Consider the following 12,734-nt stretch of genomic DNA (forward strand, 5'->3'; position numbering starts at 1 on the left):
TCGATTACATTGAAGTGTTCTACAACCGGACCCGGCGTCACAGCCACCTCGGCGGCGTCAGTCCGGAGGCCTTTGAACAGGCCTCGTCGTGAGGACAGGAAATGTCTACTGTTGTGGGGTCAGTCCATTAAGATGACTTAAAGAGAGGTGCCCATGAGCGGTAAACGTTATCCCGAAGAGTTTAAAATTGAAGCAGTCAAACAGGTTATTGATCGCGGTCATTCTGTTTCAAGCGTTGCAACACGTCTCGATATCACCACCCACAGCCTTTACGCCTGGATAAAGAAGTACGGTCCGGACTCATCCACTAACAAAGTTCAGTCAGATGCTCAGGCCGAGAGCCGCCGACTCCAGAAGGAGTTGAAGCGGGTTACTGACGAACGGGACATATTAAAAAAAGCCGCGGCGTACTTCGCAAAGCTGTCCGACTGAGGTACGCCTTTATTCGTGACAACTCCCTTTGCTGGCCTGTTCGTCTGCTCTGCAGGGTGCTGGATGTTCATCCCAGTGGCTTTTACGCCTGGTTTAAGCAACCGTATTCTCAGCGCCACCAGGTAGATCTGAGACTGACGGGACAGATCAAACAGTTCTGGCTGGAGTCCGGTTGCGTTTATGGTTATCGCAAGATCCATCTGGACTTGCGGGATAGCGGGCAACAGTGCGGAGTGAATAGAGTCTGGCGACTGATGAATCGTGCCGGGATAAAGGCTCAGGTCGGGTACCGGAGCCCGCGGGCACACAAAGGCGAGATCAGTATCGTATCGCCCAACAGGCTCCAGCGACAATTCAATCCGGATGCTCCGGATGAGCGTTGGGTAACGGACATAACTTACATCAGGACCCACGAAGGCTGGCTGTATCTTGCCGTGGTTGTTGACCTGTTCTCACGCAAAATTATCGGCTGGTCAATGCAATCCCGGATGACAAAGGACATTGTCCTGAATGCGCTTCTGATGGCCATATGGCGACGTAATCCTCTAAAACAGGTGCTGGTTCATTCAGATCAGGGCAGTCAGTACACAAGCCATGAGTGGCAGTCATTCCTGAAATCACACGGCCTGGAGGGCAGCATGAGCCGTCGTGGTAACTGTCACGATAATGCGGTTGCAGAAAGCTTTTTCCAGTTGCTGAAACGCGAACGGATAAAGAAAAAGATCTACGGAACACGGAAGAAGCCCGCAGCGATATTTTCGATTACATCGAAATGTTTTATAACAGTAAGCGTCGGCATGGTTCGAGCAATCAGATGTCACCGACAGAATATGAAAACCAGTATTATCAACGGCTCAGAAGTGTCTAGATTATCCGTGGCGATTCACTGTTTGGCTTTTTCGGTGACCATTGGCAAAAAATCTATGGGGGCGGATGCGGCAAGCTTGATCATCCCTGTTTAACCGAAATTGGTAAGGAAGCCAACTTTAGGTCAGTTAAAGCAATCGTTGATTCTCTCAATCGGTTGCGACCAGCACTCCAGCAGTTCGTTGAAGATCTTAATGCTGAAGGTGAAGTACGAATCTTTCATACGAACGAGTGGCAGGGAGAACGGAGAAAAGGTGTACATTGGAGCGGGGATTTGCCTTCATCTGTTGGCCTGACCACTTTAGAGCGTGTCAAGACAATGCTTGCTCGTGAAGGTTGGGATTTATCACCCTGCCACACAAAAATACTCATGCTAACGCATAAGCTTTTAGCAAATCAGCAAGGCTATTCAAATTTAGCGGCAATATTTAGATACAACGAATCATTTACGAAGAAGGAGAACCAACATATTGCTTTCTTTGTAGATAAGCTGGAACCAGCATGCGATGCTTTCGCTGCCCATAAATACGGAATGATGTTTGAAGCACTTGGAGGCATCTCACCTCTGTTGCGTAGCCATGCAGACAAAGCAAGCTGGCACAATGCCATGACACAATTGCTTGCTATACGTGAAACCGGGACTGTAGGTGATGTAATCAAACACTTACGTACCTGGAAGAAACCGAGACTCCCAGATTCTGTTGAAAAACGTGAGCAAGAATTGCGTAATTTTGACAAAATGGCGGGTGTTGAAATGCCACGAGTTTTGGAGGAATTAGAGAAACTCCATCAGATTGCTTATTCTGAAGTAAAAGCACTCCGCCATTATCTTGATGGTCACTCACCATTCGAAACGAAACACGGCGTCAAAGGGGCAGAGTTTGAAAATGTTCTGGTCGTTATAGGGCGAGGCTGGAATCAATACAACTTTTCTGAAATGCTGGAACTCGCCGGTGCACAAGTGATTCCTGCTGTAAAAGAAGAAGCATATGAGCGTAATCGCAATTTATTCTATGTCGTCTGTTCCAGGCCTAAAAAACGACTTGCTATCCTGTTTACTCAGAGCCTGTCGCCAGACGCGATGGCTACACTTGAAAGTTGGTTCGGGAAAGAGACTATTATGCCAGTCCCATAGCTGCTTATTGACAATAGTGCAAAGCAAGCCTCCTATTACTGACATTAAACACCTTCGCCAAATGGTGGTCATTTTGGTGGTCTTGACAAACTGGATTTTTAATTTAGCTTAATCTTTAGCCAGTTAATGGCAAAGGCGATCCCAGTCAGAGGAGCCAAATTTTAAAAAGCCTGCTTTCGAGCAGGCTTTTTGCTTTTCTGTCTGCCTGTTTCCTTGCGGACGAAAAATCTGGAGTCACCGCCGGGACGTTTGTTTCGCTCACCCGAGCGCTGACGCTCCCCAGCGGGGAACGCCAGCGTTTTCCTCTTTATTCCCACGTCACCGGTTAGCGGAACGGCGGTTCGTTGAAGGTGCGTAGCTTACGCGAGTGCATGTGATCCCCCTCGGCGCGCAGCAGATCGATGGCCCGGATGCCGATCTGCAGATGCTCAGAGATGGCCCCCTCATAGAAGCGGTTGGCCTGACCGGGGAGCTTGATCTCACCGTGCAGCGGTTTGTCCGAGACGCAGAGCAGCGTGCCGTAGGGGACGCGAAAGCGATAGCCTTGGGCGGCGATGGTCGCGCTCTCCATATCGATAGCCACCGCCCGGCTGAGATTAAAGCGCAGCGCCGAAGCGGAATAGCGCAGCTCCCAGTTACGGTCGTCGGTGGTGACCACCGTCCCGGTACGCAGCCGCTGCTTCACCTCCTCGCCCGGCATCCCGCTCACCTGCTTGGTGGCGTCGTACAGGGCGCGCTGCACTTCGGCAATGCTGGGGATGGGGATATCCGGCGGCAGCACCGCATCCAGTACATGATCGTCGCGCAGATAGGCGTGGGCCAGCACATAGTCGCCGATGGCCTGGCTTTCGCGCAGGCCGCCGCAGTGGCCGATCATCAGCCAGACATCCGGGCGCAGCACCGCCAGGTGGTCGCAGATGGTTTTGGCGTTGGCCGGGCCGACGCCAATATTAATCAGCGTGATCCCTTTGCCGTCGTGGGTGATCAAATGCCAGGCCGGCATCTGGTGCTTCTTCCACGCCAGATCGGAAATGGCCTGCTCCGGCGCTTCGGTTTCGGCGGTGATCCAGATCCCGCCGGCGCAGGAGAGAGCGATATAGGGGCTGTCGGGATCGAGGATCTGGCTGCAGCCCCAGCTGACGAACTCATCCACGTAGCGGGTATAGTTGGTGAACAGCACGTAGGGCTGGAAGTGTTCCGCCGGCGTGCCGGTATAGTGCCGCAGACGCGCCAGCGAAAAATCGACGCGGCGGGCGTCAAAGTGCGACAGCGGATAGAACTCGGTAGGATGGAACAGGCCGTCTGCGGTCTCATCGCCAATCTGCGACAGCTCGGTGGTAGGGAAATAGCGCGTCAGACCGGCGCTCATCGAGCGGTCGAGTGTCAGGGTGGAACCATCTATCACGTAAGGATAGGGGATCTCATGCTGCGACAGCTCGACGCTGATATGCGCGCCATAGTCCTGATACAGCAGGGTCAGCTGTTCCAGCAAATAGTGGCGGAACAGTTTCGGATTGGTGATGGTGGTGGTATAGCACCCTGCATGGGTGAAACGTCCCCAGGCGCGCGTTTTGAGGGCTTTATGATCGGCGCCGTCCCAGGAGACCGAGAGCTGCGGATAGACAAAAAGACCTTCCGCGCGGGCTTCGGTATCGGGGAGCGTATTATGGTCGATATAGTCGCCGATGGCTTTGCGTAATGCCGTGACCGAGGCTTCATAGCGCGCTTCCAGCTCGGCAAGCGCTTGTTCCGGGGTCAGACTGGCGGCCTTGTTATTCATGATTCGCTCCTTGTTTCAGGTCTGCTGACATTCCCGATAGTATGTCACAGCGTGAAAAGGGCGAAGGGGAATTTATCTGTCAGATGCGAAGAGACCCAGATCATCTCTGGCAAAGGGGTCGGACCCGATTTATTTGCCGGCGTTTGCCCAGCGCTCACTGCTATAATGGGTTGCTTTGAGGATCTTCAACGTCTGTGTCGGGTTATTATTCAGACAATAACGCGCATCGGCCAGCGGAGTAAGTTTATCGCCTTCCTGCAGGTCAAGGCGACAGGCTTCAATTTCAGCAATCATCGCTAATGTACCGCTCTGAAGCACGACGCAGCAGGGGCTGGTCATTGAATTTTTTCTCACTTTTTTTACCCACCACTCCATCTATATCTTCCTGTCCTGATCACATCCCTGCCGATAATTCATGTTTCCTGAAGGCCTGACAATAAGATTATCCCCTTGGTTTATACAGTGTTTAAAAATAGGCGACCTAACGTTGATCTCAGCGGTAGGCTTTTTTTCGCTGAACATGAATGATCTGCCGGGTTTAATTTGCCGGAGCCGATGACTATGCTGAGAAGCAGACAGTGAAAATAGCCTGTCAGGAATAGGGCAGCTGAGTTCGGCTATGCGAAAAATAATAGAGAGAGCGTCATGAAGCATCTTTTACGCCACTGGCGAACGTCAGGCGCCGTTATTGGCTCACTGTTAAAAAAAGGGATCGTTGCGGTGCTGGCGCTGCTGGTGGTGTTTCTCGCCGGACGGATCTATGAGTCCCAGCGCGGCCCCGCGCTGCATCGCTGGCATACCTGGCATGGCAACGAGATGACGGCCAAAGAGATCGACCAGGCGACCTTTGCCCAGTATCTGGCGCGGGAGAAAACGATTTTCGCCGATCTTCAGCGTGAGGTGACAGAGGCCTTGCCGGAAGAAGATAAAACCCCAGTCAACCGCTTTTATCGCCACAGCCGGGTCTGGCCGGGACAGTTTACGCAGGACTGGAACCGCTCTTTTGTACTATTGCCGCAGGGCAAACCGCGCGGCAGCGTGGTGCTGCTCCATGGCCTGACCGATTCGCCCTACAGCGTGCGCTATCTGGCGCAACTCTGGCGGCAGCGGGGTTATGTGGCGGTGGCGCCGCGTTTGCCGGGCCATGGCACCGCGCCGGGGGCGTTAACCGCCGTTGACTGGGAGACCTGGCTGGCGGCAACGCGTCTGGCGGTGCGCGAAGCGACGCGCCTGGCCGGGGCGGACGTGCCGCTGCATCTGGTCGGCTACTCTAACGGCGGCGCGCTGGCGCTCAAGTATGCCCTCGATAGCCTGGAGGACAGCCATTTACGCCAGCCGCAGCAGATTATCCTGCTGTCGCCGATGATCGGCGTGACGGCGTTTGCCCGTTTTGCCGGTCTCGCCGGGCTGCCGTCCATCTTCCCGGCGTTTGCCCGCGCGGCCTGGCTAAACGTGGCGCCTGAATTTAATCCGTTCAAGTACAACTCTTTTCCGGTAAAAGCGGCGAGACAGTCCTGGCTGTTAAGCCAGGCGCTGCAGCAGCAGATTATTCGTGCGTCCCGTCAGGGGGAGCTGAAAGCGCTGCCGCCAGTCCTCACCTTTCAGTCGGTGATGGATTCCACCGTCAGCACCCGGGCGGTGGTGGAGTCCCTGTATCGCTACCTGCCGGACAACGGCAGTGAGCTGGTGGTGTTCGACATAAACCAGGCGGCGGATCTCCGTGTCCTGTTCCGTCCCGCGCTCTATGCGGCGGTGAATACGCTGCTGCCGCCGGCGCCGAGGGCCTATACCACCACGGTGGTGACCAACGCGACGGCGCACACGCTGCAGACCGTCGCCCGCACTACGCTGGCCCAGGAACGGGAAGAGCATCGTTATCCTCTACACCTTGCCTGGCCGGCGGATATGTACTCCCTGTCGCATGTGGCGGTGCCGTTTCCCCTGAGCGACTCGCTGTATGGCCGCGAGCCGGACGAGAAGAACCGCTACGGCATTAGCCTGGGCACCATTTCACTGCGTGGAGAAACCGGAACGCTGAGCGTGGGGCTGGAGACGTTAATGCGCGTCACCTCTAATCCTTTCTTTCCATGGATGCTGGCGCGTATCGATGAGCATATCGCCTGCGGCGAGCAGGCGGCGGTGGTGGCCTGCCTGAAGGCGCAGGCCAGCGCGCAGGCGTTAAAAGAGGCTCAGGTGCAGGACGGTGCGCAGCAGAATACCGACGATCGCCGCGGGAACCACGAAGCGAAACAGGCGGACAAACCGTGAGCTGATGCCGAGGAAAATACCGATTCCGGGCAGATCGAAAGTCTGGATCAGCAGGCCTGCCGAGGCGTTGACCTGGCTGACGGTGACTTTGCCCTGCTGGATCAGCTCGGAAATGACGCCAAAGTAAGCGGTGCCTCCGGCGACGCACTTCACCAGCGCCGGCAGCACAAAGTTCTGCGGAATGTGCAGCCAGCCGAGCACCGGTTTCAGCAACTGCTGCAGCAGGTCGATGGCGCCAGCGCCCTGCAGCAGTCCGACGATGGTTAACGACAGGATCAGCATCGGCACCGCGCCGAGCGCCAGGCGGATGGCGTCGGAGCCGGCGCTATTGATCACCGCCAGAATGCCCTGACTGTTCTGCTCGGCGTTGGGCAGCGCTTCCGCGCGAGGATTCTCGGCGACCGATAAGCGCCGTCCGGTGACGTGCCAGGCGACGGCGGCCGCGCACAGGCCGCCGACCACTGAGATAACGATCGAGGCCAGCCAGTGGAGGCCGAAAGGGGTGAGGGGATAGAAGACGTTGCCTTGCCCCATGGCGAAGACCATGGCCAGCGTGGCGGCCATTTGCCGGTCAGAAACGCCGCGTTTGTCCATAATCGACAGCGTGGCCAGCGGGGCGGCGAAGCTGACAAAGTTAATCTGGATCAGGGCGAAGGCGCTCATCCCGGTTAAGCCGAAGGGCTTCAGCAATGGCGCAACCCAGCGCACAATCACATCGAGGATGCCGCGGACCTCCAGATATTTCATGATAATCAGCATGATCACCATGATCGGCAACAGCGTATACAGCGCGACGTCAACGGACGATTTGCCCGCCGCCATAATGATGCTTATGACATCCATTTACGTTCTTTACCACTCGCAAAGCCATTCGTTCGCGTCATCATAATCCCGTGGGGAAGGAAATGATATGTCAGGATCGCCCCGGGGACCGGCGCCATGGGGCGCCGGGAGGAGAGAATTACTGGCCGATGTTGACCAGCGTGCGGCCATGAATATTGTTGCTGAGGAAATCTGCGGCATACGCTGGCGCCTGCTCCAGCGTGATTTCGGTGGCTGCCTGCTGGTAGTAGCCCTCCGGCAGCAGCTGGGCCAGACGCTGCCAGACCGCGTCGCGTTCTGCGGTGGGCACCATGACCGAATCCACCCCCTGCAGACGCACATTGCGCAGAATAAACGGCATTACGGTGGTCGGCAGATCGAAGCCCCCGGCCAGACCGCAGGCGGCGACGCAGCCGCGATATTGCGTTTGCGCCAGCACTTTAGCCAGCATCGTGCCGCCAACGGTATCCACCGCGCCCGCCCACAGCTGTTTCTCCAGCGGGCGGGTCTCTGCGAAGTCGCTGCGCGGCAGGATGGCGTCGGCGCCGAGCTGGCGAAGGTAATCGTGCGTCGACTCGCGGCCCGATACGGCTGTCACCCGGTAGCCGAGCGCTTTCAGCAGTACCACGGCGGTGCTGCCGACCCCGCCGCTGGCGCCGGTGACCAGGATATCACCGCTTTCCGGGGTGATGCCCGCACTGACGAGGGCATCGACGCACAGCATTGCGGTAAAGCCGGCGGTGCCGATGATCATTGCCTGGCGCGCGCTGAGTGCCTCCGGCAGGGCAACCAGCCAGTCGCCTTTGACACAGGCCTCGGTGGCCAGACCGCCCCAGTGGTTTTCGCCCACGCCCCAGCCGGTGAGGATCACGGCCTGGCCGGGAACAAAGCGCGGATCGCGGCTTTCACTTACCCTGCCGGCAAAATCAATCCCCGGCACCATCGGGAACTGGCGGATGATTTTGCCTTTGCCGGTGATCGCCAGGGCATCTTTATAGTTGAGACTCGACCAGTCGATGGCGACCTGCACGTCGCCTTCGGAAAGGGCGGGCAGGTCAATCGCTTTGACGGCGGCCACGGTGCGGTTATCAATCTGGTCCAGAACTAATGCTTTCATGACTGAGTATTCCTCGTCTGAAGGGAGTTATCGGCGCTATCGCCGTCCTGTGCAGGTGTTATTGTCATCATATTGTGCGCAAAGAAATCCCAGTACTGGTTAAGGGGAGCGGCGGACTGGACCAGTCTGGCGCGCATCACCGCGCCTTCCCAGCCGATCCAGAACACCTGGGCCAGCGCCTCCGGTGAGGTGTCGCTGGCGATCGCCCCGGCAGCCTGCGCCTCGTGCAGGCAGCGGGCCACGCGCGCCTCCCATGCCGCCAGGATGGCCTGCAACCGCTGGGTAAATGCCTCGGGCAACAGCGGAGCTTCCTGCAGCAGGTTGCCTACCAGACAGCCGCGACGAAACTGGTATTTCTCCATTCCCTGACCGGCATCTCGCACGAAGGCCGCCATCCGTTCCAGCGGCGGCACGGCGTCGTCCAGCAGGAATTTATCTAATTTATGCGCAAAGTAGTCGCCATAGGCGGCAAGCACGGCGAGGCCAAAGGCCTCCTTGCTTTTGAAACAGTGGTAAAACGACCCCTTTGGCACGGCGATATTCTTGATTACCGCATCAATCCCCGCCGCGAGATAGCCCGTTTCGGTCAGCACCTCCAGGCCCGAGCGAATCAGCGCCTGGCGGGTGTCGACAAACTGCCGATCGGCCTTTGGCGGTCGGCCGCGGCGGGGCTTCAGGTTGGCGGAGATAGCGGGAATCATCATTTAGACCGTATGGTTTAATTGTTTGTCAGGGTACCCCCAATCCTGGTATGGGGCAAGCAATGTATGGCAGCGAAGGGCGGGATTTCGAGGCATTCGGCTTATGAAAGGCAACGCGGATTATCAATAATGGCTAATGCATGGATATCGGGCCGTTACGACAGAGAATATCAATCCGCTGAGGCTATTCCGCTGACCATATATCTCTCTGGCCGCTACGGAATGATAAGGATGAATGGTAGAGATTATATTGCCGGGCTGACGATGATTTGCAGACCATGGCGGATTGACAATGCCGGCATGATAAAACACATTGTCCCCCCTGAACGGGCGCCGGTTGCCACCTCAGTTTAAATAAACACGCCGCCAGACAGGAAAGCCTGTCCTTTATTATCGGCGTCTGGATAAATAACCCGCCGCTGAAACCACACCTGCGAAAAAGGAATAACAGCCTGATGTACAGAATGAATATTGCCGTCAAAGGAGGGGAGGAATGTCGCTAATCGCTATTGTGCTGGTCTTTATCATGGCCATCGTGGTGACGGTGTTCATTTCCCATCTTCTGCCCGTTAAAGTGCCGCTGCCGTTGATCCAGATTGCGGCGGGCGCCGCGCTGGCCGCCGGTGGTTTTCAGGTCGATTTCGATCCGCACATCTTTTTGCTGTTGTTTATCCCGCCGCTGCTTTTCCTCGATGGCTGGCGGATCCCGAAAGACGCGTTTTTCCGCGATATGAAGCCGATTCTGTCGCTGGCGATAGGCCTGGTGATGGTGACTATCCTCGGTATTGGCCTGTTTATTCACTGGCTTATTCCGGCGATTACCGTGGCGGCGGGGTTCGCCCTGGCGGCGATTCTGTCACCCACCGATCCGGTGGCGGTATCGGCAATGACCGCCAGCTCGCCGCTGCCTTCCCGGATGGCGCATATCCTCGAAGGGGAGTCGCTGTTAAACGATGCTTCGGGTCTCGTCGCTTTTAATTTTGCCATCGCCGCGGTGCTGACCGGCAGCTTCTCACCGGGAGAGGCGGTGATGAAGTTTTTCCTGATGGCGTTCGGGGGCATCCTCAGTGGGCTCGTGGTGGTGTGGGTCACCGGCAAATGTAATAACTTTCTGGTGCGGCGCACCCGCGAGGAGCCGGCCATCCAGATCCTGATCAGCCTGCTTATCCCCTTCGCCGCCTACCTGCTGGCCGAGGCGTTCCATGTCTCCGGCATTCTTGCCGCCGTCGCCGCCGGCATTGCGATGCACTATGAGCAGCTGTCGGGGCCACGGCTTCCCGCGACGCGCATGAAAAGCAGCGCGGTGTGGTCCATGCTGCAGACTACCCTCAATGGGATGATCTTCCTGATGCTGGGCGAGCAGTTGCCCCGCATGCTCAGGACGTTGCCGGCGGTAGCCAGCCAGGCCGGAGTCCCTTCGCCCTGGTATCTGCTGCTGTACGCCGTGGCCATCACTCTCGCGCTCGGTCTGATGCGTTTCGCCTGGGTATGGCTGTCGATGACGCTGACCATTTTTCGCCGTAAACGCCGGGGCAAGGCCATCACCGTCCGTCCGCGATTCAGCATCCTCGCCGTCATGGCGCTGGCGGGGGTTAAAGGCTCCGTGACGCTCGCCGGTATTCTGACGCTGCCGGCGGTGCTGGCGGATGGTTCACCATTCCCGGGCCGCGAACTGCTGATCTTTCTCTCAATGGCGGTGATCCTGATGTCGCTGGTGGTGGCGGCTATCGGTCTGCCGTTCATGACCCGCTATCTTGCCGATGATTTACCCCATGACACCGGCAAGGACGATATTGGCGCCGTCATGACCGAAGTGGCCATCAACCGGCTAAATGCGCTACTCGACGAGCCGGTGGAGGATCCCACTGAGCAGGCCCTGCGGGCGGATGCCGGCAATATGCTGCTGGAAACCTACCAGCGTCGGCTTCACTATAACGACAATGACGAAGGGCAGGACGTCGGGCTGGAGCTGGCGAAGCGCGCCAGGCTGGAGAAATATATGCAAAGAGAGGTCATTATCGCCCAGCGTCAGGAGCTGTTCCGGCTGCGTCGCGCCCACAACATTAGCGATATCACCTTTTATGAGGTGCTGCGGGAGATAGACCTGAAGGAAGAGAGTTTGCGCTAGGGGCGCCATTGCTGGAGGGGAGCCTTCGCCCTCCGGCCGCGCAGCTGGCGCGGAAAAGCAAAAAGCCTGCTCGAAAGCAGGCTTTTTTAAATTTGGCTCCTCTGACTGGACTCGAACCAGTGACATACGGATTAACAGTCCGCCGTTCTACCGACTGAACTACAGAGGAATCGTGTGAACGGGGCGCATATTAACGATGCCACCCGGCCTTGTCAAAGCCTGATTCAAAGAATTGCGTTCGACTGCTGACAATTTCAGCAACCTCCGCTCATGCGCTGTTTTTTTCAGCAGATTGCACCGTTGTAGTGCGAATGTACCCCTAATGGGGCATACCACAATCTGCTTACCGGGCAAATAAAAACCGGATTGCTATCACTATCCCTTATAACACCGCCTGTGGCGGGCAGCGGCAGCGGAAATGAAAAGCTGGCAAGCAAATTGCAAAACCAGTTTCATCATACTTCCAGCGTTGACGCTGGCGTTCCTTACAGGAGGCAAAATGAACTTAAGACGACTGAAATATTTTGTGAAAATCGTCGATATCGGCAGTCTGACCCAGGCCGCTGAAGTCTTGCACATCGCCCAACCGGCCCTCAGCCAGCAGGTCGCGACCCTGGAAGGTGAAATGGACCAGCAGCTGCTGATACGCACTAAGCGAGGGGTCACGCCAACGGAAGCCGGTAAAATCCTGTATACCCATGCGCGGACCATCCTGCGCCAGTGTGAGCAGGCGCAGCTGGCGGTCAATAACGTCGGTCAGACGCTGCGTGGCCAGGTCTCGATCGGCCTGGCGCCGGGCACGGCGGCCTCTGCCATTACTATGCCGTTGCTGCAGACGGTGCGTAATGAACTGCCCGAGGTGATGGTCTATCTGCAGGAGAGCAGCGGCACGGCGCTGAATGACAAGCTGCTGGCGGGCCAGCTGGATATGGCGGTGCTGTATGAGCGTTCGCCGGTGGCCGGCATCGTCAGCCAGCCGCTGCTGAAAGAAGATCTCTACCTGGTCGGTACCCGCGATTGCCCGGGGCAGAGCGTGGACCTCACGGCGGTGGCGGAGATGAACCTGTTTCTGCCGCGCGATTACAGCGCGGTACGGGCGCGGGTCACCGAAGCGTTCACCCTGCGTCGGCTGTCGGCGAAAATTATCGGCGAGATTGAATCCATTACCACCCTGACCGCGGCCATCGCCAGCGGCATGGGGGCGACGGTCCTGCCGGAATCCGCTGCCCGCTCCCTGTGCGGCGCGGCGAACGGCTGGATGGCGCGGATTAGCACGCCGTCAATGAGCCTGTCGCTGTCGCTGAACATGTCGGCGCGCGGCGGTTTGTCGCCGCAGGCGCAGGCGGTGAAGGAGATCCTGCTGTCTCTGGTGAGCCGTCCGTCGCTGGAGAACCGCGAACTGCAGCTGGTGAGTTAAGCTATATTCTCTTAAGGAATAAGTTGCTGGTTTTTATTATTTGTTACCCGGGACAACAGACTTTAAC

General features: G+C 57.2%; 10 protein-coding genes, 1 tRNA gene and 2 pseudogenes. 7 read left to right on the plus strand and 6 right to left on the minus strand.

Annotated features, from left to right (window positions below; all coding sequences use genetic code 11):
* The 3 genes and pseudogenes from MKS11_RS27730 to MKS11_RS24540 form a co-directional block, all read left to right on the plus strand.
* Positions 1 to 92, plus strand: a 92-nt coding sequence (locus MKS11_RS27730) for an IS3 family transposase (protein WP_323802304.1), incomplete at its 5' end; no start/stop codon positions are given.
* Positions 93 to 153: 61 nt separating this feature from the next.
* A pseudogene (locus tag MKS11_RS24535) lies at positions 154 to 1,300 on the plus strand (IS3 family transposase).
* A 273-nt stretch (positions 1,301 to 1,573) separates the two neighbouring features.
* The gene (locus tag MKS11_RS24540; RefSeq protein ID WP_227506920.1) at positions 1,574 to 2,434 is read left to right on the plus strand and encodes a 3'-5' exonuclease; all 861 of its coding nucleotides are present in this window, start codon (positions 1,574 to 1,576) and stop codon (positions 2,432 to 2,434) included.
* A gap of 325 nt (positions 2,435 to 2,759) precedes the next feature.
* Here MKS11_RS24540 and MKS11_RS24545 read toward each other — a convergent pair whose 3' ends face one another.
* Entirely contained in the window at positions 2,760 to 4,214 is a 1,455-nt protein-coding gene (locus MKS11_RS24545) for an AMP nucleosidase (RefSeq protein ID WP_004203506.1), read from the minus strand.
* A gap of 129 nt (positions 4,215 to 4,343) precedes the next feature.
* Entirely contained in the window at positions 4,344 to 4,589 is a 246-nt protein-coding gene (gene pmrD, locus MKS11_RS24550) for a signal transduction protein PmrD (protein WP_023318654.1), read from the minus strand.
* Between the two features lie 270 nt (positions 4,590 to 4,859).
* On the opposite strand from pmrD, the gene MKS11_RS24555 reads away from it, so the two are divergent.
* On the plus strand, positions 4,860 to 6,482 hold the full coding sequence (locus tag MKS11_RS24555) for a carboxylesterase (RefSeq protein ID WP_194068945.1): 1,623 nt from the start codon (positions 4,860 to 4,862) through the stop codon (positions 6,480 to 6,482).
* Here the strand turns inward: MKS11_RS24555 and MKS11_RS24560 are convergent.
* From MKS11_RS24560 to MKS11_RS24570, 3 genes and pseudogenes are all read right to left on the minus strand, one after another.
* Entirely contained in the window at positions 6,393 to 7,325 is a 933-nt protein-coding gene (locus tag MKS11_RS24560; protein WP_004203502.1) for a nucleoside recognition domain-containing protein, read from the minus strand. The genes MKS11_RS24555 and MKS11_RS24560 overlap by 90 nt on opposite strands.
* 118 nt (positions 7,326 to 7,443) lie before the next feature.
* Positions 7,444 to 8,358, minus strand: a complete 915-nt coding sequence (locus MKS11_RS24565) for an MDR family oxidoreductase (protein ID WP_228295693.1) — start codon at positions 8,356 to 8,358, stop codon at positions 7,444 to 7,446.
* Positions 8,297 to 9,122 (minus strand): annotated as a pseudogene (locus MKS11_RS24570) (TetR/AcrR family transcriptional regulator). Before MKS11_RS24570 ends, MKS11_RS24565 begins: the two are co-directional and overlap by 62 nt.
* A 129-nt stretch (positions 9,123 to 9,251) precedes the next feature.
* On the opposite strand from MKS11_RS24570, the gene MKS11_RS24575 reads away from it, so the two are divergent.
* A complete protein-coding gene (locus MKS11_RS24575; protein WP_142927948.1) occupies positions 9,252 to 9,476 on the plus strand; it encodes a hypothetical protein in 225 nt (74 codons plus the stop codon).
* Between the two features lie 139 nt (positions 9,477 to 9,615).
* A complete protein-coding gene (locus MKS11_RS24580; protein ID WP_004203499.1) occupies positions 9,616 to 11,250 on the plus strand; it encodes a Na+/H+ antiporter in 1,635 nt (544 codons plus the stop codon).
* A 93-nt stretch (positions 11,251 to 11,343) separates the two neighbouring features.
* Here MKS11_RS24580 and MKS11_RS24585 read toward each other — a convergent pair.
* A tRNA-Asn gene (locus MKS11_RS24585) sits at positions 11,344 to 11,419 on the minus strand.
* Between the two features lie 330 nt (positions 11,420 to 11,749).
* Between MKS11_RS24585 and nac the strand changes: the two genes are divergently transcribed.
* A complete protein-coding gene (gene nac, locus MKS11_RS24590; RefSeq protein ID WP_004203498.1) occupies positions 11,750 to 12,667 on the plus strand; it encodes a nitrogen assimilation transcriptional regulator NAC in 918 nt (305 codons plus the stop codon).
* Positions 12,668 to 12,734: the final 67 nt, after the last annotated feature.

Origin of the sequence: Klebsiella sp. K5-45, from assembly GCF_030128605.1 — a bacterium.
Taxonomy (GTDB): domain Bacteria; phylum Pseudomonadota; class Gammaproteobacteria; order Enterobacterales; family Enterobacteriaceae; genus Klebsiella; species Klebsiella quasipneumoniae.